Source organism: Pseudolysinimonas sp. 10J20-29, assembly GCF_055809595.1.
In genome coordinates, this window is the sequence record NZ_CM147917.1 from 590870 (window position 1) to 617290 (window position 26421).

Consider the following 26421-nt stretch of genomic DNA (forward strand, 5'->3'; position numbering starts at 1 on the left):
ACCAGAGCAGAATCCCGGCGGCATTCGCCGGTTCCCTTCCTGCCTACTCCTGCTCCTTCGCGAGAAACGCCATGCCGGATGCATGGCAGCTAAGGAGAGGCCCATGGAGGGTCCCGAAATCAAGTTCGCCGAAACCGTTCTCGACAACGGCAAGTTCGGCAAGCGCACCGTCCGGTTCGAAACCGGCCGGCTCGCGCAGCAGGCTCAGGGCGCGGTTGCCGCGTACCTCGACGAGGACACCATGATCCTCAGCGCCACCAGCGCGGGCAAGCACCCGCGTGACGGCTTCGACTTCTTCCCGCTGACGGTCGATGTCGAAGAGCGCTCCTACGCCGCCGGCAAGATCCCCGGCTCGTTCTTCCGCCGCGAGGGCCGTCCCTCGACCGAGGCGATCCTGGTCTGCCGTCTGATCGACCGTCCGCTGCGCCCGACCTTCGTCGAGGGTCTGCGCAACGAGGTCCAGATCGTCATCACGGTGCTCAGCATCGCGCCCGACGAGTTCTACGACGCCCTCGCGATCAACGCCGCGAGCGCCTCGACCCAGATCTCGGGTCTGCCGTTCTACGGACCGGTTGCCGGCATCCGCATGGCGCTCATCGGCGACCAGTGGGTCGCCTTCCCGAAGCACAGCCAGCTCGCGGAGGCCGTCTTCGACCTCACCGTCGCCGGCCGCCTCGTCACCGACGAGAACGGCAACGAGGACGTCGCGATCATGATGGTGGAGGCCGAAGCCACCGAGGGCAGCTGGGAGCTCATCCGCAGCGGCGCGACCAAGCCCGACGAGGCCGTTGTCGCCCAGGGCCTCGAGGCCGCCAAGCCGTTCCTGCGTCAGCTCGCGACGGCTCAGGCCGAGCTCGCCGCGCAGTCGGCCAAGGAGATCCAGGACTACCCGCTGTTCCCGCCCTACTCGGACGAGGCCTACAACGCGGTCGCCGAGATCGCCTACGACGACCTCAAGACGGTCTACCAGATCGCCGACAAGCAGGAGCGTCAGAAGGCCGACGACGAGCTCAAGGAGCGCGTCAAGACCGCGATCAACGAGAAGGTCGACGCCGGTCAGCTCGGTGGCGAGGTGCCCCCGATGGTCAGCGCCGCGTACAAGTCGGTCAGCAAGAAGGTCATGCGCACGCGCGTCCTGACCGAAGGCATCCGCATCGACGGCCGCGGCCTGACCGACATCCGTGCGCTCGACGCCGAGGTCCAGGTCATCCCGCGCGTCCACGGCTCGGCGATCTTCCAGCGCGGCGAGACCCAGATCCTGGGTGTCACCACGCTGAACATGCTCAAGATGGAGCAGCAGATCGATTCGCTGAACCCCGTCACCAAGAAGCGCTACCTGCACCACTACAACTTCCCGCCCTACTCGACCGGTGAGACCGGCCGTGTGGGAAGCCCGAAGCGTCGCGAGATCGGGCACGGCTTCCTCGCCGAGCGCGCCCTCGTGCCGGTGCTGCCGCCGCGCGAGGAGTTCCCCTACGCGATCCGTCAGGTGTCCGAGGCTCTCGGCTCCAACGGCTCGACGTCGATGGGCTCGGTCTGCGCCTCGACCCTCTCGCTGCTGAACGCCGGTGTGCCGCTCAAGGCCCCCGTCGCCGGTATCGCGATGGGCCTCATCTCGGACGAGGTGGACGGCGAGACCCGCTACGCGGCGCTCACCGACATCCTCGGTGCCGAGGACGCGCTCGGCGACATGGACTTCAAGGTCGCCGGCACGAGCGACTTCGTCACGGCGATCCAGCTCGACACCAAGCTCGCGGGTCTGCCCTCGAGCGTGCTCGACGGTGCGCTCAAGCAGGCCAAGGAGGCCCGCACGGCCATCCTCGCGGTCATCAACCAGGCGATCAACGCCCCCGACGAGATGGCGCCGACCGCGCCGCGCGTCATCAGCGTCAACATCCCGGTCGACAAGATCGGCGAGCTGATCGGCCCCAAGGGCAAGACGATCAACGCGATCCAGGACGAGACCGGCGCCGACATCTCGATCGAGGAAGACGGCACCGTGTACATCGGCGCCGTCAACGGTCCCTCGGCCGAGGCCGCCCGCGCGCAGGTCCTCGCGATCGGCAACCCGCTGCAGCCCGAGGTCGGCGAGCGCTACCTGGGAACGGTCGTCAAGATCGCGACCTTCGGTGCCTTCGTCTCGCTCACCCCCGGCAAGGACGGCCTGCTGCACATCAGCGAGGTGCGCAAGCTCGCCGGTGGCAAGCGCGTCGAGAACGTCGAAGACGTGCTCGGCGTCGGCCAGAAGATCCAGGTCGAGATCACCAAGATCGACGACCGCGGAAAGCTCTCGCTCGCCCCGGTGGTCGACGAGGCCGCCGGTGACGACAGCGCCGCTGCCGAGAGCCCGGAAGCTCCGGTCGAGGGCTGATCGCTCCTGTCAGGACAAGGCCCGTTCCGCTTCGGCGGGGCGGGCCTTGTGCCGTTCTCCGGGCCGGAGCTCAGCCGATCGAGGCGAGCAGAGCCGTCGCGAAGACGATGACGCCCGCCGCGTTCGCCGCGACGAGCAGAGGCAGTCGCATGCGGCCGCGCACGAACGCGGCGATCAGCACGATGGCGGCGAGCACCGTCATGAGGGCGACCGCGCTGGCCATCGCCGTCACGCTGGAGACGCCGGAGACGCATCCGCGCTCGACTGCATCGGCCACGCACGTCGTCCACCGCGGGCGCACGTACCAGAGCGTTGCGATCGCGCCCGCCGTGCCGAGCGTCGAGAGAGCGACCCATGCCGCGATGGCGGCGCCCCGGCGGGAGCGCGACGCGGTGCGCGTGGAGTCGGTCATCACTGTTCCACGGTGCCACCTGCCGCCGCATGTCGCCGCACTCGCAGGCACAGGCACAGCGAACTCAAGGCGCGGGCCAAGCCGCCGTGGAGCGCCACGCCGTAACGATTCGGCCACTTGGCGCCGCCGACGCGGTGCTGAGAGTTACTCTGAGCGCATTGCGTCGCTCGAGGCCCCCCGACATGTCGCGTCGCACGACACCCCGGCGCCTTGAGCTCGAGGAGGTGCGGGGAGTGAAGCGACACGAGCAGGCCGGCACGGTCTCCTTGACGCCGAGCCTCGGCACGAACGAGACCGCGGTCGTCATCGACGGCATCGTGTCGGTTCGCCGCCCCATCCCGAACTCGGAGCTCCGGGTCTTCCCGATCGCGATCGGCGGCAACGTCTTCGGCTGGACGGCGGACGCCCAGGAGGCCGAGCGGATCCTCGACCGCTACGCGCACTTCGGGGGCAACTTCATCGACACCGCGGACTCCTACGCGGGCGGTCGCAGCGAGATCATGATCGGCAACTGGATGCGCTTTCGGCGCAACCGCGACGACCTGGTGGTCGCCACCAAGGTCGGCAAGGGACCCGACCACCCCGGGGTGACGGCGCGCGCCATCGCGGCCGCCGTCGAGGACTCGCTGCGTCGGCTGCGCACCGACCGCATCGATCTGCTCTACCTGCACATCGACGACCCCGAGGTGCCGTTCGAGCAGACGCTGCTGGCCGTCGACGAGCTGATTCGCGCCGGCAAGGTGCGGGCCTTCGGCGCCTCCGATCACGCGGGCAACCGGCTGGTGGAGGCGCGGATCGCCTCGGCGCAGCTGGGGGTGGCGCGCATGGTCGCGGTGCAGAACCAGTACAACCTGATGCACCGCCGCCAGCACGAGCAGGAGGTCGCCCGGGTGGCCCGCGACCTCGAACTCGCCGTGATGCCGCGGTTCGCGCTCGCCAGCGGCTTCCTCACCGGCAAGTACCGCACGCGGGGCGATGTGGCCCGCTCGGAGCGTCGCGGCGAGATCGCCGACTACCTCACTCGCACCGGGCTGCGGGTCCTCGCCGCGCTCGACAAGGTCGCGAGCGAGCAGGAGTCGACTCCCGCGGCCGTGTCGCTCGCCTGGCTGCTCAGCAAGCCCAACGTCGTCGCGCCCGTCGTCTCGGCGAGCCGGGCCGAGCACGTCGACGATTTCGCGACCGCCACCCGGCTTCGGCTCAGCCGCCATCAGCTCCTCGAGCTCGACCGCGCGAGCTCGTAGCAGCCGTTCGGCGCGGGGCTAGGCGGGGACGGCCGCCGAGGTCATCACGCACTGGAACGTGCGGTGCAGGGCGGCGCGCGCATCCGCGGGGTCGCCCGCGTAGCCGCCGAGCAGGGCGCCGTCACGCGCGAGCATCAGGTCTTCGGCGCCGTCGCGCGGCGCCGGGTGCCCGAGCTGGGTCAGCAGCGACTCGAAGACGTCGTGCAGCCAGCGGCGGTGGACGCCAACGCTCACCCGGACCGGGTGGTCGCTCTCCGGATATTCGACCGCGGCGGACAGGAACGCGCACCCGCGCAGCGCCGGGTTGCCGACGTCGCCGGCGGTCCAGTCCCGCAGCGCGACCAGCGCCTCGGCCGGGTCGGTGATCGAGCTCAGCCGCAGCGCGACGTCGAGCGCGATCCGGCGGTGGCGGTCCGCGAGGTAATCCAGCACGAGGCGGTCCTTCGCGCGGAAGTGCTTGTAGAACGTCGCCTTGGTGACGTGCGACTCTTCGATGAGCCAGTCGACGCCGACGGCGCGAATGCCTTCGCGGGTGAACAGCACGTCGGCGGTCTCGAGAATGCGCTGCTTGGCCGGGGCCAGCGGGCGCTGATCGGGCTTTTCGGGAACAGGAACGAACATGACAGCGACTCCTCGGGCGGGTTCTGTCGGGACGCCGTCGTCATCGTTGACGCCGGTGTCCGTGCGGTGGATGGTCTTCGTCAGACCTCGGGTTGGTGCAGATGCTGTTCAGTTGTGCGGGATGAGGGTGCATCCCGAGACGTGACGGTAGGGCGCCGCCTGTCTCTGTGTGCGAGCGTACGCCTGCTTTCGCGAAAGAGCCAGGCATTTGGGGAATTCTCAGGTCGGCGTGTCACAGGGCATCATCGGCTCAAACGGATGACGTAGGCTCGCGGTGATGAATGGCGCAGTGCGGCTCCCGCTGGAAACCCCCGAACTCGAGATCCTCGCCTCCGGGTCGACCCGGGTCCGCCGCACCCTCCTTCCGAACGGCGCGCGCATCCTCAGCGAGCAGGTCCCCGGAGCGCAGAGCGCGACCGTCGGATTCTGGGTCGCGGTCGGCTCGCGCGACGAGGAGCCGGTCACCTACGGGGCCACCCACTTCCTCGAGCACCTGCTCTTCAAGGGCACCCCGACGCGCTCCGCGCTCGACATCGCGGTCGCCTTCGACTCGGTCGGCGGCGAGCACAACGCCCTCACCGCGAAGGAGCACACCTGCTACTACGCGAAGGTGCGCGACGTCGACGTGCCGATGGCGATCGACGTCCTGGCCGACATGTTCACCTCGTCGGTTCTCGAATCCGGCGAGTTCGAGAGCGAGCGCGGCGTCATTCTCGAAGAGCTCGCGATGGCGGATGACGATCCGGGCGACGTCGTCGGCGAGCGGATCTTCGAGGCGGTCTTCGGCGACCACCCGCTCGGTCGGCCGATCGGCGGCAACCCGGCATTGATCGGCGCGGTCAGCCGCGACGCGGTGTGGGCGCACTATCAGCAGAACTACCGTCCGCAGGATCTCGTCGTCACGGTGGCCGGCGCCATCGACCACGACGAACTCGTCAGCGCGACCATCGCGGCGCTGGACCGCGCTGGCTGGTCGAGCGACGCGCCCGCCTCGCCGGTGCCGCGGCGCAGCGACGTCGCCCATCCGGCGGCGCCCCTGGACCCGGGCGTCGGCGGGGTGAGCCGCCTCGTCATCCGACCGCTCGAGCAGGTCAACGTCATGCTCGGTGTTCCGGGGATCTCGGCCGTCGATGCGCGACGTCCGGCCCTGGCGATCCTGAACTCCGTCCTCGGCGGCGGCATGTCGTCGCGGCTGTTCCAGGAGATCCGCGAAGAGCGCGGCCTCGCCTACTCGGTCTACTCCTTCTCGTCCGGCTACTCCGACGGCGGGCTCTTCGGCCTGTACGCCGGCTGCTCGCCGGCCCGCGCCGGCGAGGTGGCCGAGCTCATGCTCGCCGAGTTCCGCAAGCTCGCCGAGACGGGCATCAGCGAGGAGGAGCTGGGGCGCGCGCGCGGTCAGCTCGGCGGCGCCTCCGCCCTGGCACTGGAGGACTCCGACGCGCGCATGTCGCGCCTCGGGCGCAGCGAGCTGACGCTGGGCGAGTTCGCCGATCTCGACGAGACCCTCGTCCGCCTCGGCGCCGTCACCCGCGACGAGGTGCGCGACCTCGCCGCAGAGCTGATCGCCGGCCCGCTCTCGATCGCCGCCGTCGGCGCGGTGCAGCCCGACACGTTCACGAAGCTCGACGTCGAGCCGACCGCTGCCTGACCGAGGGATCCTTCGATGTCGCGATATCTGTACCTGGTGCGCCACGGCGAGCAGCTGGACGCCGAGCACGGCCTGCCCGACGGCCCGCTGAGCCCGCGCGGCGTGCGGCAGGCGGAGGCGATCGCCGACCGGCTCAGCGGCGTCCCCTTCGACGCCGCCTGGACCTCGCCGCTCGAGCGCGCGCAGGAGACCGCCGAGATCATCGGCTCCCGCATGCCGGCCGTTCAGATCCAGCCGCACACGCTGCTGATGGACTGCATCCCGTCCGGGCCGACTGCGGATCTGCCGCACGCCTTCGAGGCGTTCTTCGGCGGGATCACCGAGGAGGAGATCGCCGCGGGCGAGGCGCAGATGACGGACGCCACCGCGGAGTGGATCGCGCCCGCCCGGGAGGACCGGCACGAGCTGCTGATCACCCACAACTTCGTGATCGGCTGGTTCGTGCGCGAGACCTTCGGCGCGGCCCCGTGGCGCTGGCTCGGCGTGAACCAGGCCAACTGCGGCCTCACGATCATCCGCGTGCGCTCCGCCAAGCCCGCGGTGCTGGTCACGCACAACGATCTCGGCCACCTGCCGCCGGAGCTGCGCACCGGTCTGTCGGTCGAGCAGCCCTACTGAGTCCGCAGCTGCGCGGCTACAGCGACTTCTGGAACCAGTGCGTCGCGTTCGGGTTGTCGTTGTACGGCTCGATCTCGAGGTAGCCGGCCGAGCGGTAGAGCTGCTGCGCGGCGGTCAGGCTCTGGTTGGTGTCCAGCACCGCGGTGCGTGCGCCGAGACCGCGCCCGGCCTCCTCGAGGGCGAGCAGAAGCGCCCGGCCGGCACCGAGGCCGCGCGCGTGCTCGCGGATCCACAGATGCTTGATCTCGGCCCGCTCGGCGTCGAGAAGCCGGATGCCGCCGCAGCCGAGCACGCGCGGCTCAGCCGCCGTCGACGCCTCGGTGACCACGAAGAACACCCCCGCCGGCGGCAGGAACGCGGCGGTGTCGGGGAATACGACCCGGTACCCCTCGGGGCGGGAGATGAAACCCAGTTGACGACTCGTGAAGTACTCGGTGAGCAGCTCGCGAGCGAGCGGGTCATCGGTCGGGGTCGGGACGAACTGCAGCACCCGCACAGGCTACGCCGCCGAACGAGCGCGCCGCGGCTCGGTAGCATGACTGCATGGTCACACGTGTCGCGATCGTCGGAGCCTCGGGTCGCATGGGAAGGCTCACGACGCGACTCGTCGAGCAGGAGCCCGAATTCGAGGTGCACGCGCTCATCGGGTCGAGCGATCCGATCGAGCGCATCGACGGTGCCGATCTCGTCGTCGATCTGACGATCCCCTCGGTCTCGGCGAGCGTCGTGGATGCCGCGCTCGACCGCGGAATCCCCGTCCTGGTGGGCACCTCCGGGTGGAGCGCCGACCGGATCGACGCGCTTCGCGCCAAGCTGCGCACGCTCCCCGAGGCGGCGGTCGTGATCGTGCCGAACTTCTCGCTCGGCTCCGCCGTCGCGACCTGGCTGGCAACGCTCGCGGCCCCGCACTTCGACTCGATCGAGATCGTCGAGAGCCACCACGCCGAGAAGGTCGACTCGCCGTCCGGCACCGCCGTCCGCACGGCCGAGCTGATCGGGGTCGCGCGTGCCGATTCCGGCCCGGTGCGAGCACCCCACAACGACCAGCGCGCGCGCGGACAGCAGGTCGCGAGCGTTCCGATCCACAGCCTGCGCATGGACGGCGTCCTCGCCGAGCAGGAGGTGCGCTTCGGCGGCACCGGCGAGACTGTGCGGATCAGCCACCAGACGCTCTCCGACTCCTCCTACGAGGCCGGGATCCTGATCAGCCTGCGCGCGGCGCGCGAGCACACCGGGCTGACCGTCGGACTCGACAAGCTGCTCGGCCTCGGCGCCCCGCGACGGCGGAGCTGATCCGGTGACGACCCGCATCGGCGTCGTCGTGATGGCGGCGCTGCTCGCCCTGTATCTGGTCTTCGCGATCCGCTACGGGGTGCTCATGCTGGGACTCGACGGCGTGGTCCCGGTGGCGATCGGCATCGCCCTGCTCGTGCTTCCGCTGCTGGCGGCGGGCACGATCGTGGCCGAGGTTGTGTTCGGCGTGCGCGCCGAGCGGCTCGCCCGCCGGCTCGAGGCGGAGGACGCTCTGCCGAGCGATGAGCTTCCGGCCCTCGCGAGCGGGCGGATCGATCGCGCCGCCGCGCTGGCGGTCTTCCCCACCTACCAGCAGGCCGTCGAGGCGGAGCCGGGGGACTGGCGCGCCTGGTACCGGCTCGCGCTCGCCTACGACGCGAGCGGCGACCGCCGTCGCGCCCGCTGGGCGACCCGCACCGCGATCAGGCTCGAGCGCGACGCTCGCTGAACGCGGCCGCGACCGCATCCTCGATGCGCGGATGCGCCCACGCGAAGCCGTCGGCGGCGAGCCGCGTCGGAATCACCTTCGCGCTGTCGAGCAGCAGGTGCTGGCCGGCTTCGCCGAGCAGCAGCCGGACGGCCCACTCGGGAGCCCGGAGCAGGTACCAGCGGCGCGCCTCGCGGGCGATCGACGCCGCCACCCGGTCGAAGGTCGCGGGCACCGGGCCGACGAGGTTGACCGGCCCGCTGAGCGGTGAGCGCAGCAGGTGGATGAGCGCCGCCGCCTCGTCGTGACGGCTGATCCAGCTCCAGTGCTGACCTCCGGTGCCGAACCGGGTGGCGAGCCCGAGTCGGGTGAACAGCGCCAGCGGCGTCAGCGCCCCGCCGCCGGCCCCGATGACGGCGGCGCTGCGCGCCTGCACCACACGGGTGGCCTTGGGCACGAGCGTGGCGGCCTGCTCCCATTCGGCGACGAGGTCGCAGAGGAAGCCTTCGCCCGCACTCGAGACCTCGGTCAGGCGCTCGCCGGGGCGGTCGCCGTAGAAGCCGACCGCGGAGGCGCTGATGAACACGCGCGGGGGAGTGCGGGCCATGTTCATCGCCTCGGTGAGGGTGCGCGTGGTGTCGATGCGCGACTGCCGCAGCACCTTGCGATATCCCGGAGTCCAGGGGATGCGGCTGATCGACGCGCCCGAGAGGTTGATGACCGCGTCCACCTCGTCCATGACGCGGTAGTCGATGGTGCGCGAGGCGGGCGCCCAGTTCACCTCGTCGTCGCTGCGCGGCTGGCGTCGCACCAGCCGGCGCACCTCGTGGCCCTCCGCGCGGAGCTGGCGCACCAGCTCGGTGCCGATGAACCCGGAGGCTCCCGAGACGAGGACGCGCAGCGGCGCTGACGCGCTCAGGCGAGACTCGCTTCGAGCGTGATCGGGATCCCGGTCAGGGCCTGCGAGACGGGGCAGTTCTGCTTCGCGCTCTCGGCGATCGCCTCGAACTGCTCCTCGCCGATGCCGGGGATCTTGGCGCTCACCAGCAGGTGCGAGCCGGTGATGCCTTCGCCGGGCTGGAAGGTGACCGCCGCGGTCACCTGCAGGCTCTCGGGCGGGAAGCCCGCCTTCGTGAGCTCGTTCGAGAAGGCCATCGAGAAGCAGGCCGAATGGGCCGCTCCGAGGAGCTCCTCGGGGTTGGTCTGCCCCGCGACGCCCTCGGAGCGCGCGGCCCACGTCACCGGGAACTCGGCCGCGTCGGAGGAGTCCAGCGAGGTGGTCCCCGAGCCGCTCGTCAGATCGCCGAACCACAGGGTCGTGGCTTCGCTTGTCACCGTCATCGCATCCTCCTCGATCGGAAATCACTCTACGTCGGTTAGCATCGCACTCGATGAGCGCGATTCCGACACCCTATGAGGACCTTCTCCGCGAGACCCTGGAGTCGGGCGTGCACAAGTCCGACCGCACCGGGACGGGAACCCGAAGCGTCTTCGGGCGCCAGTTGCGGTTCGACCTCGCGGAGGGCTTCCCGCTCATCACGACGAAGCGCGTGCACTTCAAGTCGATCGCCGTCGAGCTGCTCTGGTTCCTCCGCGGCGAGTCGAACATCGCGTGGCTGCACGAGCACGGCGTCACCATCTGGGACGAGTGGGCCGACGAGGCCGGCGAGCTCGGTCCGGTCTACGGCGTCCAGTGGCGCTCCTGGCCCACCCCGAGCGGCGAGCAGATCGACCAGATCAGCGACGTGATCGAGCAGATCCGGGTCAACCCGGACTCGCGGCGCCTGATCGTCACCGCCTGGAACCCGGCCGACATCCCGAACATGGCGCTGGCGCCGTGCCACGCGCTGTTCCAGTTCTACGTCGCCGACGGCAAGCTCTCCTGCCAGCTCTACCAGCGCAGCGCCGACCTGTTCCTCGGCGTGCCGTTCAACATCGCGAGCTACGCGCTGCTGACCCATCTGGTGGCGGCGCAGACCGGCCTCGAGCTCGGGGACTTCGTCTGGACCGGCGGCGACTGCCACATCTACGACAACCACCTCGAGCAGGTCACCGAGCAGCTGAGCCGTGACCCGTTCCCGCTGCCGCGCCTCGAGCTCTCGACGCAACGCGACAGCATCTTCGACTACCGCTTCGAGGACTTCACGGTGCACGACTACCAGCACCACCCGGCCATCCGGGCCGCCGTCGCCGTATGACGACGTCGCAGCTCGGCCTGATCTGGGCGCAGGCGCGCGGCGGCGTGATCGGGGCCGACGGCGGGATGCCGTGGCACCTCCCCGAGGACATGGCGCGCTTCAAGTCGCTCACCCTCGGCCACCCGGTCGTGATGGGCCGCAAGACCTGGGAGTCGATCCCGCCCCGCTTCCGCCCGCTCGTCGACCGGCGCAACATCGTGGTCACCCGCGACGAGAGCTTCGTCGCCCCGGGCGCCGAGGTGGCGCACTCCGTCGACGCGGCGCTGGCGCTCGCCGGCCCCGAGGCCTGGGTGATGGGCGGAGCGCAGCTCTACGCCGCCACGATCGCCCTCGCCGACCGGCTGGAGGTGACCGAGATCGATGTCGAGGTCGACGGCGACGCCCACGCGCCCGAGCTCGGATCGGAGTGGGCGGCGGTCTCCACCGCACCCGACGGCGTCGACGAATGGTGGGAATCGCTCACCGGGCTGCGCTACCGCTTTGTGAGCTACCGCCGCGCGGCCCGATAGCCTGTACTACGTGTCGACGCTTGAGAACCCCTTCGGTCAGGTGCTCGTCGCGCTCGTGACTCCGTTCACGGCCGACGGCGAAGTGCACTGGGGCGACGTCGAGAAGCACATCGACTCGCTCATCTCGCAGGGCGCCGACGGCATCGTCGTGACCGGCACCACGGGAGAGACCAGCACCCTCACCGACCCCGAGAAGGTGCGCCTCGTCGAGGTCGCCAAGTCGGTGGCGGCGGGCCGCGCGAAGATCATCACGGGCGGCGGTTCGAACGAGACCGCGCACGCGATCGAGCTGTACAAGCACAGCGAGAAGGTCGGCGCCGACGGCATCATGATCGTCACGCCGTACTACAACAAGCCCACCCAGGCCGGCATCCTCACCCACTTCCGGATGGTCGCCGACGCCACTGATCTGCCGGTCATCCTCTACGACATCCCCGGCCGCACGGGCGTCGAGATCAAGTACGAGACCATCCTGCGCGCCGCCAAGCACCCGAACATCATGGCGATCAAGGATGCCAAGGGCGACTTCAGCGAGGTCAGCCGCGTGCTCAACCAGACCGACCTGCTCTACTTCTCGGGTGACGACTCCAATGTGCTGCCGCACCTCTCGATCGGCGCGGTGGGACTCATCGGCGTCACCGCCAACATCGCCCCGGCGTCGTACCGAACCATCGTCGACGCCGTCAACCGCAACGATCTGCGCACCGCGACCGAGGCGCACCGTGCCCTGGAGCCGCTCGTGCGCGCGACCATGACGCATGTGCCCGGCACCGTCGCGGCGAAGTACATCCTGCACGGCCTCGGCCGCATCTCGAGCCCGCGCGTGCGTCTGCCGCTCGTCGGACCCGAAGAGCACGAGGCAGCACTCATCGAGGACGAGCTCGCGCTCGTCACCGGCATCGCGGGCGTCGACCCGTCCCGCTTCCGCCCCGACCGCAATGCGGCCGCGGGGGGAGCGTTGCCGAAAGTCGCGGGCACGACCCGCTAAACGCCGGGCCTCGGCCCGCAAGGAGAACAGTGAACCAGGTCTTCGACCCGCCGGCGCTTGAGCCCGGCACCCTTCGCGTCGTCCCGCTCGGCGGACTCGGCGAGATCGGCCGCAACATGACGGTCTACGAGCTCGACGGCAAGCTGATCGTCGTCGACGCCGGCGTGCTCTTCCCCGAGGAGCACCAGCCCGGAGTCGACCTCATCCTTCCCGACTTCACCCCGATCCGGGACCGGCTCGACGACATCCTCGCCGTCGTGCTGACGCACGGCCATGAGGACCACATCGGCGCCGTGCCGTATCTGCTCAAGATGCGCCGGGACATCCCCATCGTCGGCTCGCAGCTGACGCTGGCGCTCATCGAGGCGAAGCTCAAGGAGCACCGCATCGCGCCGTTCACGATGGCGGTCAAGGAGGGGCAGACCGAGAAGCTCGGACCCTTCGAGCTCGAGTTCATCGCGGTCAACCACTCGATTCCGGATGCGCTCGCGATCGCGATCCGCACGAGCGCCGGGCTGGTGCTCCACACGGGCGACTTCAAGATGGACCAGCTGCCGCTGGACCGTCGCATCACCGACCTGCGCGCCTTCGCGCGGCTCGGCGAGGAGGGCGTCGACCTGTTCCTGCCCGACTCGACGAACGCCGACGTTCCCGGCTTCACGGCGCGCGAGCGCGACATCGGCCCGGTGCTGGAGAGCGTCATCTCGCGCGCCACCCGCCGGGTCATCGTCGCCAGCTTCTCCAGCCACGTGCACCGCGTGCAGCAGGTGCTCGACGCCGCCGCGCGCAGCGGTCGCCAGGTCGCGCTCGTCGGACGCTCGATGGTGCGCAACATGGGCATCGCGGCCGAGCTCGGCTACCTGAACGTGCCCGACAACGTGCTCGTCGACCTGAAGAAGGCGCTCAACCTGCCCGACGACAAGGTCGTCTACATGAGCACCGGTTCGCAGGGAGAGCCGATGGCGGTGCTGGCGCGCATGGCGAGCCAGGACCACCGCATCGAGGTCGGCGAGGGCGACACCGTCATCCTCGCCTCGAGCCTCATCCCCGGCAACGAGAACGCCGTCTACCGGGTCATCAACGGCCTGATGAAGCTCGGCGCCAACGTCGTGCACAAGGGCAACGCCAAGGTGCACGTCTCGGGGCACGCCTCCGCGGGCGAGCTCACCTACTGCTACAACATCCTGACCCCGAGGAACGTGCTCCCGGTGCACGGCGAGACCCGCCACCTGCACGCCAACGCGGAGCTCGCGATCGAGTCGGGCGTCGAGCGCAGGAACACCGTGATCGGCGAGAACGGCATCGTCGTCGACCTGCGCGACGGCGAGATGAGCGTCGTCGGCCAGCTCGACCTGGGCTACGTCTACGTGGACGGGTCGACCGTCGGCGAGATCACCGACGCCGACCTCAAGGACCGCCGCATCCTCGCCGAGGAGGGCTTCATCTCGATCTTCGTCGCGATCGACGCCCAGACCGGCCGGGTCATCGTCGGGCCGGAGATCCAGGCGCGCGGCTTCGCCGAAGACGAGACCGTGTTCGACGACGTGCGACCGCAGATCATCAAGGCGCTCACCGAGGCCTCGGACAACGGGATGCGCGACGCGCACGGCTACAGCCAGGTGGTGCGACGCACCGTCGGGCGCTGGGTGAACACGCAGCACCGTCGTCGCCCGATGATCGTTCCGGTCGTTATCGAAGCGTGAGCGGCCGAGCCGCCGGGCGTGTTGGTGAGGGTGTCTCGCGCGCGTTACGTTAAGCCATGCTTACCTCGCGCCGCCGCGCCGTCGTCCTGTCCTTCGCCGTCATCGGCGCCGTCCTCCTGACCGGATGCGCGTCGGAGGCCCCTGCCCCGGAGCCGACCGAGACGGTGATCGACGCCGCCCCGGTGGCGACCCCGACGCCGACCGAGACGCGGCCGATCGCGCTCGAGGATCTCGCGATCGGGCCCGACGGCATGAACGATCTGGTGCTCGGCCAGCCGGTCGACGATGACGCCGAGCTGGGGCTGGTGCACCTCGACCCGGCCGCCTGCACCGACGCCGAGACCGGCTTCGACGCGGGCATCGAGGTGGGCGACGCGCTCGCCGCGCTGTGGATCGCGAACGACGTGTATCGCGACGCGAGCGACTCCGCCTACTTCGGCGTCAACGTGCAGCCGGGGGGCGTCGTCACGCGCATCGACCTGTTCACCTACCTGATCCCGACGACCAAGGGCGTGCGCATCGGCGACCCCGACACGGTGGTCTTCGCGGCCTACCCGGACGCGCGGGTGATCACCGGCGACCTGACGGACCTGGTGGTCGTCGAGGGCGAGTTCGGCATCCTGCAGCTCGAGATCGCGCGCGAGAACGGGCTGTTCGACACGCCGTACTGGAACCCGGGCGAGGCCGACACGGTGCGCTTCATCAACGCCTCCTACGGCAGCCAGACCTTCAACGTGGTCGCGAGCGACAACGTCGCCGGGGTCTGCCCGTTCTGACCTGACGCCGAGATCGGGCGCAACGTTGGGTGTTGCGCGGACCGATCTCATGGTGTGATGAGTCCTGTCCTGTGAGGGATTCTCGACGCGCGTGCGTCGAGGTGGCGGGAATCAAGGAGTCACCGGTGGGGATCGCACGAACCTGGGTCTTTCCGATTGTGCGGCTGATCGTGCTGGTGGCGATCGGCGCGGCGCTGGTCAAGCTGGCGTTCTTCGCCGACACCGAGACCGCCTCGGTCCCCGAGTTCCCGACCGGCGAGATCATCGAGCCGCAGATCCCGGTCTCGCTCGGCACGATCAGCAACGACATCGTGCTGGAGGGGTCGATCGCCCCGGCGCCCGCGGTCTCGGTGGTGCCGAGCCTCTCCGGCGAGGTGCGCTCGGTGTCGGTCAAGGACGGCGACACGGTCAAGAAGGGGCAGGAGCTCGCCCAGGTGCGCGCCCTCGTCATCAACTCGGACGGCAGCGACGGCGGAACGCGCTGGCTGGTGCTGAAGGCGGACGCGGCGGGAGTCGTCTCCGGATCGGCGCTCTTCTACGGGGAGAGCGTCGCGGCCGGTTCGTCGGTGGCCAAGATCACCCCCGCCACCTTCGAGGTGAGCGCCACGATCCCGCCGGAGCAGCTGTACCGCCTGGTCGAGCAGCCGACCGAGGCGAGCGTCGCGATCAACGGCGGACCGGCCCCGTTCGTGTGCCCGAAGCTGCGCATCCTGACCCCTACCGCCGATGACGCGGCGGGCGCGGGCGGATCCGCGACCACCGTGCGCTGCACCGTCCCGAAGGACGTCCGCGTCTTCGCCGGGCTGACCGCCCAGGTGACGATCGCCGGCGGCGTCGCCGAGAACGTGCTCACGCTGCCGATGACCGCCGTGCTCGGGGCCGCCGAGGCGGGACTGGTCTACGTCGTTCTCCCGGACGGCGCGACCGAGGAGCGCGCGGTGACGCTCGGGCTCAACGACGGGATCTCGGTCGAGATCGTCGACGGGCTGGTCGAGGGGGAGATGGTGCTCCAGTTCGTGCCGGGTGCCCCCGGCGGCGACGGCATCCCGATCGACGGCGGCGGCGTCATCATCGACGGCGACTGCCGACCGGTCATCGACGCCGACACGGGCGAGGTCATCGGCGAGGACTGCTGATGCCGCTGCTGCGACTTCGCGGCGTCACCCGCACGGTCACGCTGCCCGACGGGCCCGCACTCGAGATCCTGCGCGGCGTCGACCTCGACATCGAGGTCGGCGACCATGTGAGCATCGTCGGCCGCTCCGGAAGCGGCAAGTCGACGCTGCTCAACATCCTCGGCCTGATCGACTCGCCGACCAGCGGCCTCGTCGAGATCGACGACACCCCGCTCGAGCGCTTGAGCTCCGGTGCGCGCGATCGGCGCCGCGGCCGCGACATCGGCTTCATCTTCCAGCAGTTCAACCTGCTCCCGGGGCGGACCGCGCTCGAGAACGTGATGACGCCGCTGCTGTACGCGAGCGGGCGCCAGTTCTGGCAGCGGCAGCGGCTGGCCACCGAGATGCTCGAACGCGTCGGGCTGGCCGCGCGCCTCGCGTCCACCCCCGACCAGCTCTCCGGAGGGGAGCAGCAGCGCGTCGCGATCGCACGCGCCCTTGTGCGCGGCCCGCGCGTCATCCTCGCCGACGAGCCGACCGGGGCGCTCGATGTCGAGACGGGAGCGGCGGTGATGGAGCTGCTCGACTCGGTGGCCGAGACCTCCGGCGCGGCCCTCATCACCATCACGCACGATCCCCACGTCGCCGCCCTCGCGCGGCGACACTATCGACTCGAGCAGGGCGTGCTGAGCCCCGTCGACGCGGATCGCGTGGCCGCGCTCGCCGCCGGGGGAGTGACGCTGTGAGCCGCTGGTGGACGGGGCTCGTCGGCTCCGTCGTCGAAGCCTGGTCGGAGCTGCGCATCCACCGCACGCGGGTGCTGATGAGCCTGATCGGCGTCGGCGTCGCGGTCGCCGCGCTCACCACCGTCGTCGCCGGCGGTGCGATCGTCGAGCAGTCGCAGATCGAGCAGTTCGAGCGCTCGAGCGGGCGCCCGGCGCTCGTGACGGTGACGGCGTATGACGCGAGCACCGGCGGCGCCCCCGACGCGGACGCGCTCGGCGCGGCCTTCTCGACCGCATCGCAGCGGTACTCGATCGACTGGACCAGTCGGGTCTACAACGCGGGAACCCGCGTGCAGACGCCCTACGGCGTGGTCGACAGCAGCCTGATCCTCGTCGACGCCGACTACGGCACGATGCACCGGGTCGCGCTCGCCGAGGGGGACTGGTTCACCGAGCGCGACGAGCTGCGTCTGGCCCCGGCGGTGATCATCAACGAGTACCTCTGGAACCAGCTGGGGGCGCCCCCGCTGTCCACGCATCCGACGGTCGAACTGCTCTCGGGCGAGCAGCCGACCGTCGGCGTCGTGGTCGGCATCACGCCGTCATCGGTCTACGACACCTGGCCCGCCGTGGTGTCGCTGTACTCCGCGATCGACCTCCTCGTGCCGAACTCGGAGCGGCAGTACGTCAGTCCGAGCCTCGAGATGTGGGTGCCGCCCGAGCTCGCCGAGCCGCTGCAGGAGGCGGTCCGGCGCGACATCGCCGGCGCGCTCGGCGAGGGCGTGCAGGTGGACGCGTACCGCCAGGACTACCAGACCTGGGGCGACGGCCAGGATCCGTTCCTCATGCTCAAGCTGATGATCGGCGGGGTCGCGGTGCTCATCCTGCTGCTCGGGGCGCTCGGCCTGCTGAACATCGCGCTCGTCACGGTCAAGCACCGCATTCGCGAGATCGGAATCCGCCGCAGCTTCGGAGCGACGGCGGGGCGCGTGTTCTTCTCGGTCATGATGGAGTCCGTCGTCGCCACGACCGTGGCGGGCATCGCCGGGGTCGCGCTGAGCATCCTCCTGCTGAAGAATCCGCTCACCGCCGAGTACGTCTTCGCCTTCGTCGAAGACGTGCCGCCGTTCCCGGTCGACGCGGCCCTGGTCGGCCTGGCGACCGCGGTCGGCGTCGGCGCGCTCGCCGGGCTGTTCCCTGCGCTGGTCGCCGTGCGGGTGAAGGTGATCGACGCGATCCGGTACTGAACCGGGGCGCGCGACAGCCCCGCCGAGGGACACGCGCCCCGCCTCCGCGGCCGCGTCGGTCGCCGCAGGTACCGTGACGGCATGGCCACGAGCACCAGGTCGACGAGTTCGCGCGCCCGTTCCGGGTCGCGCTCCTCCGGCGCGCGCTCGCAGTCGACGCGGGCCCAGGCGACCAAGAAGCTCCCGGCGAACAAGAAGCCGGCCGCGACCGGTGACGAGCCGGGCTTCGCGACCACGGCCTACCTCGCGATCGCGCACACGGTGGGCGGGGCGGCGCGACTGTTCGGCAAGGAGAGCCTCGCCAAGGACGAGCGCCGCGACGGCGTGCCGTTCTTCCTCGTGCTGCTCGCCGCCGCCGGCGCGGTCGTCGAATGGTTCAACCCCACGCACGAGGTCGCGATCGCGCTCGATGCCTACACCTTCGGCGGTCTGCTCGGACGCGTCGCATTCGCGCTGCCGGTGATCATGACGGTCTTCGCCGTCTGGCTGTTCCGGCATCCGTCGAGCGTTCACGACAACACCCGGATCGGCATCGGCCTCGGCTTCCTTCTGGCGAGCATCAGCGCCCTCTGCCACCTCTTCGCCGGGGCGCCGCAGCCGAGCGACGGCGCCGTGGCGCTCGCCCGCGGCGGCGGGATCCTCGGCTGGGTCGTGGGCCAGGTCTTCGTGCAGCTCGGGGTCGCCTGGCTCGGCGTCATCGTCGCCAGCGCCCTGCTGCTGCTCTCGCTGCTCATCATGACCAAGACGCCGCCGAACCGCATCGGCGCGCGGCTGCGCGAGCTCTACGCCTACCTGTTCGGGGCGCAGCTGCCCGAGCCGTCCGCGCCCGGCGCGGCGACGCCGACCTCGGCGACCACCGAGTTCGGCTCGCTCACCGACCTCGGCCTCGAGGTCGACGACCCCAACTCGATGCCGTGGTGGCGTCGCAGCAAGCACCGCGGCGAGGCGGCCTTTGACAGCCCGGTCATCGGGCGCGACGAGAAGACCGAGGTCGTCGACCCGGTCGCGCTGTCGGCGACGCCCGAGGAGCCCAGCGACTTCAACATCGAGCTGCTCGACGAGCTGGTGAAGGCCGAAGACGCCGTCAAGCGGTTCACCGGCGAGGTCGCTCCGGCCGCGACCGAGATCCGCGAGGACTTCGCCGACCTGCTGCCCGGCTTCTCCGACTCGACGAGCGAGCGCGGCGCCGCGGGCGACTTCGACGACGGCGACACCGTCGTCGTTCCCCAGGTCGATCCGCCGGCGCGCGCCGCCAGCCCGCGGCGTCCCTACCGGCTGCCTCCCGCCTCGGTGCTCGCGCCCGGCACCCCGCCGAAGGCGCGCACCGCCGCGAACGACGAGATCATCGCCGCCATCACCGGGGTCCTCGGCCAGTTCCAGGTCGACGCGAAGGTCACCGGCTTCAGCCGCGGACCGAGTGTGACGCGCTACGAGATCGAGCTCGGGCACGGGGTGAAGGTCGAGCGCGTCACCGCCCTCGCCAAGAACCTCTCCTACGCCGTCGCCTCCAACGAAGTGCAGATCCTGTCGCCGATCCCCGGCAAGAGCGCCATCGGCATCGAGATCCCGAACCGCGACCGCGAGATCGTGTCGCTCGGCGACGTGCTCCGCTCCGGCGCGGCGACCAAGACAGCGCATCCGCTGACGATCGGGCTCGGCAAGGACGTCGAGGGCGGTTTCGTGATCGCCAATCTCGCCAAGATGCCGCACCTGCTGGTCGCGGGTGCGACCGGCTCCGGAAAGTCCAGCTTCATCAACTCGATGATCACCAGCGTCCTGATGCGCGCCAAGCCCGCCGAGGTGCGGCTCGTGCTCGTCGACCCCAAGCGCGTCGAGCTCGCCGCCTACCAGGGCGTCCCGCACCTCATCACGCCCATCATCACGAACCCGAAGAAGGCGGCCGAGGCGCTGCAGTGGGTCGTGAAGGAGATGGACATGCGCTACGACGACCTGGCGTCGTTCGGCTTCCGGCACATCGACGACTTCAACCGCGCCGTGCTCGCCGACGAGATCAAGCTGCCCGAGGGCAGCGAGCGCGTCCTGCAGCCCTACCCCTACCTGCTCGTCGTCGTCGACGAGCTCGCCGACCTCATGATGGTCGCCCCGCGTGACGTCGAGGACTCGATCGTGCGGATCACCCAGCTGGCGCGCGCCAGCGGCATCCACCTGGTGCTCGCGACGCAGCGCCCGAGCGTCGACGTCGTCACCGGACTCATCAAGGCCAACGTGCCCTCGCGGCTCGCCTTCGCGGTGTCGAGCATGACCGACTCCCGCGTCATCCTCGACCAGCCCGGCGCCGACAAGCTCATCGGCCAGGGCGACGGGCTCTTCCTGCCGATGGGGGCCTCCAAGGCGATCCGCGTGCAGGGCGCGTGGGTCACCGAGGACGAGATCGACGCCGTCGTCAAGCACGTCACCGAGCAGGCCCGCCCGGAGTACCGCGACGACGTCGCCGCGGTCACCGAGAAGCGCGAGATCGACGCCGACATCGGCGACGACCTGGACGTGCTGCTGCAGGCCGCCGAGCTGGTCGTCAACACGCAGTTCGGATCCACCTCGATGCTGCAGCGCAAGCTCCGGGTCGGCTTCGCCAAGGCGGGTCGCCTGATGGATCTGCTCGAGTCGCGCGAGATCGTCGGCCCGAGCGAGGGCTCCAAGGCGCGCGACGTGCTGGTGACGCCCGAGCAGCTTCCCGAGGTGCTCGCGCAGCTGCGCGGTGACGGGCCGGCCGCCGCTCCCGCGCGCGCCGCAACCGCGCCCGCGGCGGGGTCGCCCGCCGCCCCCGTCGACCCGATCGAGGCCATGACGAGTGGGTATCCTGAGGAGGAGGGCCCCTCGGACGAGGACGCCTGGAATCTGACCGGCAGGGAGTGATCCGGGTGGCTGAAATCCCGACCGGCGCCGAAGGCACCGAGTCGCCCGCGAAGCGACCCAACCCGATGCGCGGCCGCGTCGCCCGCCACGGTGACACCCCCGCGAGCATGGGCAACCTCGCCAACATCATCACCGTGGTGCGCATCCTGCTCACGCCGGTGTTCCTGTGGCTTCTCTTCCTCGACGGCGGAGAGCACGGCCAGTGGCGCCTGATCGCGGGCATCATGTTCGTCGTGCTGATCGCGACCGACTCGGTCGACGGGATGCTGGCCCGCCGTCAGAACCTCGTGACCGACTTCGGCAAGCTCGTCGACCCGATCGCCGACAAGGGGCTCGTGCTGAGCGGTCTCGTCGCGCTGTCGCTGCTGGGCGAGCTCTGGTGGTGGGTCACGATCGTGATCCTGGTGCGCGAGCTGGGCATCACGGCGATGCGCTTCGCGCTGCTGAAGGACCGCGTGATCGCCGCCGGCTTCCTCGGCAAGCTCAAGACGGTGATCCAGGCGGTCGCCATCTCGTTCGCGCTGGTGCCGCTCTGGGAGTGGCTGGGCGACTGGGTGCTCTGGGTCAACTGGACGCTCATGGGCGCGGCGCTCGTGCTCACCGTCGTGAGCGGCGCCCAGTACATCTGGCAGGCGATTCGCGTCTCCCGCGCGCACGGCTGAGACGCCGATGCGCACGCTCGCCGCGGAGGTCGTCGAGACGCTCACCGCGCGCGGCGAGACGATCGCGGTCGCGGAGTCGCTGACGGGCGGGCTTCTCGCGGCGGAGCTGATCACCGTGCCGGGCGCCTCGGTCGTGGTGCGCGGCGGTGTCGTCGCCTACGCGACGGACCTGAAGGCGCGCCTGCTCGGCGTCGACGGCGCTCTGCTGGAGCGGGTCGGCGCGGTCGATGCCGAGGTGGCGACCCAGATGGCGCGCGGCGCGCGGCTCCGGCTCGGCCGCGGTGACGAGCCGGCGACCTTCGGGCTCGCGACGACCGGTGTCGCCGGTCCCGACCCGCAGGACGGCCATGCGCCGGGCACCGTGTTCATCGCGGTTGCCACGGCGGCGGGGGAGTCGGTGCGCGCGCTGCGACTGGACGGCGACCGCGAGGCAATCCGCCGGAGGGTCGTCTCCGAATCACTGCTGATGCTGATCGAGACGATCGCGGAATAGCGGGCGTTTCGATCACGTTACATCTGCTGCCGTCCCAGCAATCCCGCAGGCGGAAGAGATTAGAGTTTTCGGTATTCGATGGGGTAGCGTGAGCAACCCCGCGGAACTGAGTGAGGAGGACACCATGGTTCTGGTCCGTCAGGAAATCGGCGATGTTCTCCGTGACTACCGTCTGCAGAAGGCGATGACGCTGCGCCAGGTGGCCGGTCGCGCGAGCGTGGCCCTGGGCTACCTCAGCGAGGTCGAGCGCGGTCAGAAGGAGGCCAGCTCCGAGATTCTCGCCTCGGTGGCCGAGGCGCTCGAGACCCCGATCTCCGTCATCATGCGCGAGGTGGGCGACCGCCTGGCCGTGATCGAAGGCGTCGAGGCCGACTCCGTCGTGCCCGACACGCTCCCCGACGAGCTGGTCGCCGAATTCGACGCGGATCTCGCGGTCCGGTAGTCGACCCCAAGACATGCGAAGCCCCGACCTCGGTCGGGGCTTCGTCGTTCCCACCGCCCCGGCCGCATCCTCGAGGAGAGTCATGAAGCTCAGCGAGTTCGAGCGCGCGCTCGAGGGCGAGTTCGGCGCCTTCGGGCGTGTTCTGCTGCGCGAGACGACCCTCGTCGAGCTGGGCAATCGCACCGGTGCCGAGGCGCTGGCGCGCGGGGTGGCGCCGCGCGAGGTGTGGATCGCCCTGTGCCGCGAGCAGGAGGTTCCGCGGGACCGCTGGCACGGCGCCGGGCGTCCGGCGCCGCCGCGCGGCTGAGGCCGACGAGGGCGCCGCGCGACGGCCGCCGCCGGCGACACGCCGCGAACGAGCCTGTCGAACATCCGTTCGATTCGGGATAGTCTCCTCACCAGAGTCGTTCGAAGACGAGTTGTTCGAGCTGAGCGCCGTGCCTGACAGCCAATGTCGGTGCCGGAGCGTAGCGTCAACCTCAGTCGGAGAGCACACTCTGACAGCCCTGTCGGAAGCGCGGAGTCCTGGCACCATCGGACCCCGCGGGAACGACAGTCGATGGGCGCATCACCCCGCGGCACCGTGAGACGGCGTCGCCGAACTGAAGGAGAACCGATCATGCCCTCACCCGCAGACCGCGAGAAGGCCCTCGAGACCGCACTCGCACAAATCGACCGCCAGTTCGGCAAGGGAACGGTGATGCGTCTCGGCAGCGACGAGCGCGCTCCCGTCGCCGTGATCCCGACCGGCTCGATCGCGCTCGACGTCGCGCTCGGCGTCGGCGGGCTGCCGCGCGGCCGCATCGTCGAGATCTACGGACCGGAGTCCTCCGGAAAGACGACGCTCACGCTGCACGCGATCGCCAACGCGCAGCGCAACGGCGGCATCGCCGCCTTCATTGACGCGGAGCACGCGCTCGACCCCGAGTACGCCGCGAAGCTCGGCGTCGACATCGATGCGCTCCTGGTCTCGCAGCCCGACACGGGTGAGCAAGCGCTCGAGATCGCCGACATGCTCGTGCGCTCCGGATCGATCGACCTGATCGTGGTCGACTCGGTGGCGGCGCTCGTGCCGCGCGCCGAGATCGAGGGCGAGATGGGCGACAGCCACGTCGGACTTCAGGCCCGCCTCATGTCGCAGGCGCTCCGCAAGCTCACCGGTGGCCTCAACCAGACGCAGACCACGATGATCTTCATCAACCAGCTGCGCGAGAAGATCGGCGTCTTCTTCGGAAGCCCCGAGACGACCGCCGGCGGCAAGGCGCTCAAGTTCTACGCCTCCGTGCGACTCGACATCCGTCGCATCGAGACCCTCAAGGACGGCACCGACGCGGTCGGAAACCGCACCCGCGTCAAGGTCGTCAAGAACAAGATGGCGCCGCCCTTCAAGCAGGCCGAGTTCGACATCCTCTACGGGGTCGGCATCTCCCGCGAGGGCAGCCTGATCGACTACGGCGTCGAGCACTCGATCGTGCGCAAGTCGGGCGCCTGGTACACCTACGACGGCGATCAGCTCGGTCAGGGCAAGGAGAACGCCCGCAACTTCCTGATCCAGAACCCCGCGATGGCGAACGAGATCGAGACGAAGATCCTCAGCAAGCTCGGCATCGGGGCGCTCGGCAAGGCGGCCGCGGCCGCAGCCCTCGCCGAGGAGACGGCGGCTGCCGAGGCGGTCACCGCCAAGGCCAGCAAGGCGAGCCCCGCGGCGAAGGCCGAACCGGCCCCGCTCGCGAAGGTGGCCAACGCGTAGCCGTCCGCGGACGACGACGGAGAAGCTGATGACGTATCCCGAAGAGCGGCTCGCCCCGGTCACCTACCTGCCCGGGGCGAGGCCGCCGGAGGGCCCGCCGGTCGCGCCCGCCGAGTCCCCATCCGCGTCGTCCCGATCGGCCGAGTCTCGATCCGCCGAGTCTCGATTCCCCGAGGGCGACCACGACGAACCGGTCACCCTGCGTGAGGTCGTCGCCGACGCGGTCGAGCGCGACACCGAGCGTGCGCGGAAGCGCGCCGAGAACGTCGCCCTGCACGCGCTCACCCGCCGCGGCATGTCCCGGCGCGAAGTCGAGCGCACGCTCCGCGCGCGCGAGCTCGACGAGGAGACCATCGAGGCCGAGCTCGAGCGCCTGGAAGGGGTCGGCCTGATCGACGACACCGCCCTGGCCCAAGACCTCGTCGGTCGCCTGCAGGAGCGCAAGGGGCTGGGGCGCCAGGGCGTCGCGGCCGAGCTCACCCGCCGGCTGCTCTCGCCCGCCGCGATCGAGTACGCCCTCGAGCTCGTCGAGAGCAGTGACGAGCTCGCCCGCGCGAAAGAGCTCGCCGAGGCGCGCGCCCGACAGCTGCGCAGCTACGACCGCGAGACCGCGGTGCGGCGACTCAGCGGCTACCTGGCGCGGCGCGGCTACGACGGCAGCACCGTGCGCGCGGCGGTCGCGCACGCGCTTCCGGAGCGCTCCGCGAGTTCGGTGCGCTTCCGCTGAGCGGCGACGCAGGGGGCCCAGCGTAAACTGGGGCCATCATGACTCTTCTTGATGCGCAGCCCAGCGACGCGACCGCGGCGGTCCGCACCTACGAGGTGCGCACCTTCGGCTGCCAGATGAACGTGCACGACTCCGAGCGGCTGAGCGGCTCGCTCGAAGCCGCCGGCTACGTGCGCGCCGACGGCGCCCCCGCCGACGTCGTCGTCATCAACACCTGCGCGGTGCGCGAGAACGCCGACAACAAGCTCTACGGAACCCTCGGGCACCTCGCGTCGACGAAGCGCGAGCGCGAGGGAATGCAGATCGCCGTCGGCGGCTGCCTCGCCCAGAAGGACAAGAAAGTCATCCTCGAGAAGGCCCCGTGGGTCGACGTCGTGTTCGGCACCCACAACATGGGGTCCCTCCCCACCCTGCTCGAACGCGCGCGCCACAACGGCGAGGCGCAGCTGGAGATCCTGGAATCGCTCGAGGTGTTCCCCTCGACCCTGCCGACCCGGCGCGACTCGGTCTCCAGCGGATGGGTGTCGATCTCGGTCGGCTGCAACAACACCTGCACGTTCTGCATCGTGCCGAGCCTTCGCGGCAAGGAGAAGGACCGCCGCCCCGGCGACATCCTCTCCGAGATCCAGCTGCTCGTCGACGACGGCGCGATCGAGGTCACCCTGCTCGGCCAGAACGTGAACTCCTACGGCGTCGAGTTCGGCGACCGCCAGGCGTTCTCGAAGCTCCTCCGCGCCGCGGGCGAGATCGAGGGGCTCGAGCGCATCCGCTTCACCAGCCCGCACCCGGCCGCCTTCACCGACGACGTCATCGACGCGATGGCCGAGACGCCGACCGTGATGCCGCAGCTGCACATGCCGCTGCAGTCCGGATCCGATCGCATCCTCAAGGCGATGCGTCGCTCCTACCGCTCCGAGCGGTTCCTGGGCATTCTCGACCGCGTGCGCGAGCGCATCCCGCACGCGGCGATCACGACCGACATCATCGTCGGCTTCCCCGGCGAGACCGAGGAGGACTTCGCCGAGACGCTGCGCGTCGTCGAGGCCTCCCGCTTCGCCAGCGCCTTCACGTTCCAGTACTCGATCCGCCCCGGCACGCCCGCGGCGACGATGCCCGACCAGGTGCCGAAGAAGGTAGTCCAGGAGCGCTACGAGCGCCTGGTCGCCCTGCAGGAGCGCATCTCGGGCGAGGAGAATCAGGCGCTCGTCGGCCGCGAGCTCGAAGTGCTCGTGGCGGCCGGTGAGGGCCGACGCGACGCCGAGAGGGATCGCCTCTCCGGTCGCGCGGAAGACAACCGGCTGGTGCACTTCGACGTGCCCGAGGGCAGCGAGATCCCGCGCCCCGGTGACGTCGTGCGCGTGACGGTCACCCGCAGCTCCCCGCACTTCCTCATCGCCGCCCCCGCGGGCGAGCGGCTCGAGGTGCGCCGCACCCGCGCCGGCGACGCCTGGGACCGCTCCGAGGCCGAGAGCTGCGCCGTTCCCGCACCGGCCGGCGCCGTGGCCGGTTCCGAGCGGACCGTCAACCTCGGGCTGCCGAGCCTCCGGATCGGTCCCGGAACCGACCCCCGGTGACCCGGCG

27 protein-coding genes are annotated in these 26421 nt (G+C 70.4%); 22 read left to right on the top strand and 5 right to left on the bottom strand.

Annotated features, from left to right (window positions below; genetic code table 11):
* The first annotated feature begins 103 nt into the window (after nt 1-103).
* Complete coding sequence (locus AC0L6Y_RS02895; RefSeq protein ID WP_473555051.1) at nt 104-2371, top strand: polyribonucleotide nucleotidyltransferase; 2268 nt, start codon at nt 104-106, stop codon at nt 2369-2371.
* Nucleotides 2372-2441: 70 nt separating this feature from the next.
* On the opposite strand, the gene AC0L6Y_RS02900 is transcribed toward AC0L6Y_RS02895, so the two are convergent.
* Nucleotides 2442-2783: a hypothetical protein gene (locus tag AC0L6Y_RS02900; RefSeq protein WP_473555055.1), complete on the bottom strand. Its 342-nt coding sequence runs from the start codon at nt 2781-2783 to the stop codon at nt 2442-2444.
* 182 nt (nt 2784-2965) lie between these two features.
* On the opposite strand from AC0L6Y_RS02900, the gene AC0L6Y_RS02905 reads away from it, so the two are divergent.
* Nucleotides 2966-4024: an aldo/keto reductase gene (locus AC0L6Y_RS02905; RefSeq protein ID WP_473555059.1), complete on the top strand. Its 1059-nt coding sequence runs from the start codon at nt 2966-2968 to the stop codon at nt 4022-4024.
* 18 nt (nt 4025-4042) lie between these two features.
* On the opposite strand, the gene AC0L6Y_RS02910 is transcribed toward AC0L6Y_RS02905, so the two are convergent.
* A complete protein-coding gene (locus AC0L6Y_RS02910) occupies nt 4043-4645 on the bottom strand; it encodes a TetR/AcrR family transcriptional regulator (RefSeq protein ID WP_473555065.1) in 603 nt (200 codons plus the stop codon).
* 277 nt (nt 4646-4922) lie between these two features.
* Here AC0L6Y_RS02910 and AC0L6Y_RS02915 point away from each other — a divergent pair, with 277 nt between their 5' ends.
* Nucleotides 4923-6293, top strand: a complete 1371-nt coding sequence (locus tag AC0L6Y_RS02915) for a M16 family metallopeptidase (protein ID WP_473555071.1) — start codon at nt 4923-4925, stop codon at nt 6291-6293.
* Nucleotides 6294-6308: 15 nt separating this feature from the next.
* Nucleotides 6309-6911 (top strand): histidine phosphatase family protein, encoded by a 603-nt coding sequence (locus AC0L6Y_RS02920; protein ID WP_473555076.1) that lies wholly within the window; start codon nt 6309-6311, stop codon nt 6909-6911.
* Between the two features lie 16 nt (nt 6912-6927).
* On the opposite strand, the gene AC0L6Y_RS02925 is transcribed toward AC0L6Y_RS02920, so the two are convergent.
* On the bottom strand, nt 6928-7401 hold the full coding sequence (locus tag AC0L6Y_RS02925) for a GNAT family N-acetyltransferase (RefSeq protein WP_473555081.1): 474 nt from the start codon (nt 7399-7401) through the stop codon (nt 6928-6930).
* 53 nt (nt 7402-7454) lie between these two features.
* On the opposite strand from AC0L6Y_RS02925, the gene dapB reads away from it, so the two are divergent.
* Nucleotides 7455-8204 (top strand): 4-hydroxy-tetrahydrodipicolinate reductase, encoded by a 750-nt coding sequence (gene dapB / locus AC0L6Y_RS02930; protein WP_473555084.1) that lies wholly within the window; start codon nt 7455-7457, stop codon nt 8202-8204.
* Nucleotides 8205-8208: 4 nt separating this feature from the next.
* Nucleotides 8209-8652: a tetratricopeptide repeat protein gene (locus tag AC0L6Y_RS02935; RefSeq protein WP_473555089.1), complete on the top strand. Its 444-nt coding sequence runs from the start codon at nt 8209-8211 to the stop codon at nt 8650-8652.
* Here the strand turns inward: AC0L6Y_RS02935 and AC0L6Y_RS02940 are convergent.
* Together AC0L6Y_RS02940 and AC0L6Y_RS02945 are read right to left on the bottom strand one after the other, a co-directional pair.
* Nucleotides 8627-9484, bottom strand: coding sequence for a TIGR01777 family oxidoreductase (locus tag AC0L6Y_RS02940; RefSeq protein ID WP_473555094.1), 858 nt, complete (start codon nt 9482-9484; stop codon nt 8627-8629). The genes AC0L6Y_RS02935 and AC0L6Y_RS02940 overlap by 26 nt on opposite strands.
* 62 nt (nt 9485-9546) lie before the next feature.
* Nucleotides 9547-9972, bottom strand: a complete 426-nt coding sequence (locus tag AC0L6Y_RS02945) for an OsmC family peroxiredoxin (protein ID WP_473555097.1) — start codon at nt 9970-9972, stop codon at nt 9547-9549.
* A 50-nt stretch (nt 9973-10022) separates the two neighbouring features.
* On the opposite strand from AC0L6Y_RS02945, the gene AC0L6Y_RS02950 reads away from it, so the two are divergent.
* The 16 genes from AC0L6Y_RS02950 (at nt 10023) to miaB (ending at nt 26414) form a co-directional block, all read left to right on the top strand.
* Nucleotides 10023-10829, top strand: a complete 807-nt coding sequence (locus AC0L6Y_RS02950) for a thymidylate synthase (protein ID WP_473555100.1) — start codon at nt 10023-10025, stop codon at nt 10827-10829.
* On the top strand, nt 10826-11338 hold the full coding sequence (locus tag AC0L6Y_RS02955) for a dihydrofolate reductase (protein ID WP_473555105.1): 513 nt from the start codon (nt 10826-10828) through the stop codon (nt 11336-11338). Before AC0L6Y_RS02950 ends, AC0L6Y_RS02955 begins: the two co-directional genes overlap by 4 nt.
* A 10-nt stretch (nt 11339-11348) precedes the next feature.
* The gene (gene dapA, locus AC0L6Y_RS02960) at nt 11349-12326 is read left to right on the top strand and encodes a 4-hydroxy-tetrahydrodipicolinate synthase (protein WP_473555109.1); all 978 of its coding nucleotides are present in this window, start codon (nt 11349-11351) and stop codon (nt 12324-12326) included.
* A gap of 116 nt (nt 12327-12442) precedes the next feature.
* Nucleotides 12443-14029, top strand: coding sequence for a ribonuclease J (locus tag AC0L6Y_RS02965; RefSeq protein ID WP_473558206.1), 1587 nt, complete (start codon nt 12443-12445; stop codon nt 14027-14029).
* 56 nt (nt 14030-14085) lie between these two features.
* On the top strand, nt 14086-14805 hold the full coding sequence (locus AC0L6Y_RS02970) for a hypothetical protein (RefSeq protein WP_473555112.1): 720 nt from the start codon (nt 14086-14088) through the stop codon (nt 14803-14805).
* 125 nt (nt 14806-14930) lie between these two features.
* Nucleotides 14931-15941 carry an efflux RND transporter periplasmic adaptor subunit gene (locus AC0L6Y_RS02975; protein WP_473555116.1) on the top strand — a complete coding sequence of 337 codons (1011 nt, stop codon included), beginning with the start codon at nt 14931-14933 and terminating at the stop codon, nt 15939-15941.
* Nucleotides 15941-16666, top strand: coding sequence for an ABC transporter ATP-binding protein (locus tag AC0L6Y_RS02980; protein WP_473555121.1), 726 nt, complete (start codon nt 15941-15943; stop codon nt 16664-16666). Before AC0L6Y_RS02975 ends, AC0L6Y_RS02980 begins: the two co-directional genes overlap by 1 nt.
* A complete protein-coding gene (locus tag AC0L6Y_RS02985) occupies nt 16663-17892 on the top strand; it encodes an ABC transporter permease (protein WP_473555126.1) in 1230 nt (409 codons plus the stop codon). The genes AC0L6Y_RS02980 and AC0L6Y_RS02985 overlap by 4 nt, the downstream gene beginning before the upstream one ends.
* A gap of 81 nt (nt 17893-17973) precedes the next feature.
* Nucleotides 17974-20766: an FtsK/SpoIIIE family DNA translocase gene (locus tag AC0L6Y_RS02990; protein ID WP_473555131.1), complete on the top strand. Its 2793-nt coding sequence runs from the start codon at nt 17974-17976 to the stop codon at nt 20764-20766.
* 5 nt (nt 20767-20771) lie between these two features.
* Entirely contained in the window at nt 20772-21428 is a 657-nt protein-coding gene (gene pgsA, locus AC0L6Y_RS02995) for a CDP-diacylglycerol--glycerol-3-phosphate 3-phosphatidyltransferase (protein ID WP_473555137.1), read from the top strand.
* A gap of 7 nt (nt 21429-21435) precedes the next feature.
* A complete protein-coding gene (locus tag AC0L6Y_RS03000; RefSeq protein ID WP_473555141.1) occupies nt 21436-21921 on the top strand; it encodes a CinA family protein in 486 nt (161 codons plus the stop codon).
* A gap of 124 nt (nt 21922-22045) precedes the next feature.
* Complete coding sequence (locus tag AC0L6Y_RS03005; RefSeq protein ID WP_473555145.1) at nt 22046-22363, top strand: helix-turn-helix domain-containing protein; 318 nt, start codon at nt 22046-22048, stop codon at nt 22361-22363.
* An 82-nt stretch (nt 22364-22445) separates the two neighbouring features.
* Entirely contained in the window at nt 22446-22670 is a 225-nt protein-coding gene (locus AC0L6Y_RS03010; RefSeq protein WP_473555150.1) for a DUF3046 domain-containing protein, read from the top strand.
* Between the two features lie 312 nt (nt 22671-22982).
* Entirely contained in the window at nt 22983-24113 is a 1131-nt protein-coding gene (gene recA, locus AC0L6Y_RS03015; protein ID WP_473555156.1) for a recombinase RecA, read from the top strand.
* A gap of 28 nt (nt 24114-24141) precedes the next feature.
* Nucleotides 24142-24840: a regulatory protein RecX gene (locus AC0L6Y_RS03020; RefSeq protein WP_473555160.1), complete on the top strand. Its 699-nt coding sequence runs from the start codon at nt 24142-24144 to the stop codon at nt 24838-24840.
* Nucleotides 24841-24878: 38 nt separating this feature from the next.
* Nucleotides 24879-26414, top strand: coding sequence for a tRNA (N6-isopentenyl adenosine(37)-C2)-methylthiotransferase MiaB (gene miaB / locus AC0L6Y_RS03025; RefSeq protein WP_473555163.1), 1536 nt, complete (start codon nt 24879-24881; stop codon nt 26412-26414).
* Nucleotides 26415-26421 lie beyond the last annotated feature (7 nt).

Bases quoted from the DNA above. Each gene is read 5' to 3' on its own strand.
- AC0L6Y_RS02895 (WP_473555051.1), top strand. From the start codon at position 104: ATGGAGGGTCCCGAAATCAAGTTCGCCGAAACCGTTCTCGACAACGGC.
- AC0L6Y_RS02900 (WP_473555055.1), bottom strand. From the start codon at position 2,783: ATGACCGACTCCACGCGCACCGCGTCGCGCTCCCGCCGGGGCGCCGCC.
- AC0L6Y_RS02905 (WP_473555059.1), top strand. From the start codon at position 2,966: ATGTCGCGTCGCACGACACCCCGGCGCCTTGAGCTCGAGGAGGTGCGG.
- AC0L6Y_RS02910 (WP_473555065.1), bottom strand. From the start codon at position 4,645: ATGTTCGTTCCTGTTCCCGAAAAGCCCGATCAGCGCCCGCTGGCCCCG.
- AC0L6Y_RS02915 (WP_473555071.1), top strand. From the start codon at position 4,923: ATGAATGGCGCAGTGCGGCTCCCGCTGGAAACCCCCGAACTCGAGATC.
- AC0L6Y_RS02920 (WP_473555076.1), top strand. From the start codon at position 6,309: ATGTCGCGATATCTGTACCTGGTGCGCCACGGCGAGCAGCTGGACGCC.
- dapB (WP_473555084.1), top strand. From the start codon at position 7,455: ATGGTCACACGTGTCGCGATCGTCGGAGCCTCGGGTCGCATGGGAAGG.
- AC0L6Y_RS02945 (WP_473555097.1), bottom strand. From the start codon at position 9,972: ATGACGGTGACAAGCGAAGCCACGACCCTGTGGTTCGGCGATCTGACG.
- AC0L6Y_RS02950 (WP_473555100.1), top strand. From the start codon at position 10,023: ATGAGCGCGATTCCGACACCCTATGAGGACCTTCTCCGCGAGACCCTG.
- AC0L6Y_RS02955 (WP_473555105.1), top strand. From the start codon at position 10,826: ATGACGACGTCGCAGCTCGGCCTGATCTGGGCGCAGGCGCGCGGCGGC.
- AC0L6Y_RS02965 (WP_473558206.1), top strand. From the start codon at position 12,443: ATGACGGTCTACGAGCTCGACGGCAAGCTGATCGTCGTCGACGCCGGC.
- AC0L6Y_RS02970 (WP_473555112.1), top strand. From the start codon at position 14,086: ATGCTTACCTCGCGCCGCCGCGCCGTCGTCCTGTCCTTCGCCGTCATC.
- AC0L6Y_RS02980 (WP_473555121.1), top strand. From the start codon at position 15,941: ATGCCGCTGCTGCGACTTCGCGGCGTCACCCGCACGGTCACGCTGCCC.
- AC0L6Y_RS02990 (WP_473555131.1), top strand. From the start codon at position 17,974: ATGGCCACGAGCACCAGGTCGACGAGTTCGCGCGCCCGTTCCGGGTCG.
- AC0L6Y_RS03000 (WP_473555141.1), top strand. From the start codon at position 21,436: ATGCGCACGCTCGCCGCGGAGGTCGTCGAGACGCTCACCGCGCGCGGC.
- AC0L6Y_RS03005 (WP_473555145.1), top strand. From the start codon at position 22,046: ATGGTTCTGGTCCGTCAGGAAATCGGCGATGTTCTCCGTGACTACCGT.
- AC0L6Y_RS03010 (WP_473555150.1), top strand. From the start codon at position 22,446: ATGAAGCTCAGCGAGTTCGAGCGCGCGCTCGAGGGCGAGTTCGGCGCC.
- recA (WP_473555156.1), top strand. From the start codon at position 22,983: ATGCCCTCACCCGCAGACCGCGAGAAGGCCCTCGAGACCGCACTCGCA.
- AC0L6Y_RS03020 (WP_473555160.1), top strand. From the start codon at position 24,142: ATGACGTATCCCGAAGAGCGGCTCGCCCCGGTCACCTACCTGCCCGGG.
- miaB (WP_473555163.1), top strand. From the start codon at position 24,879: ATGACTCTTCTTGATGCGCAGCCCAGCGACGCGACCGCGGCGGTCCGC.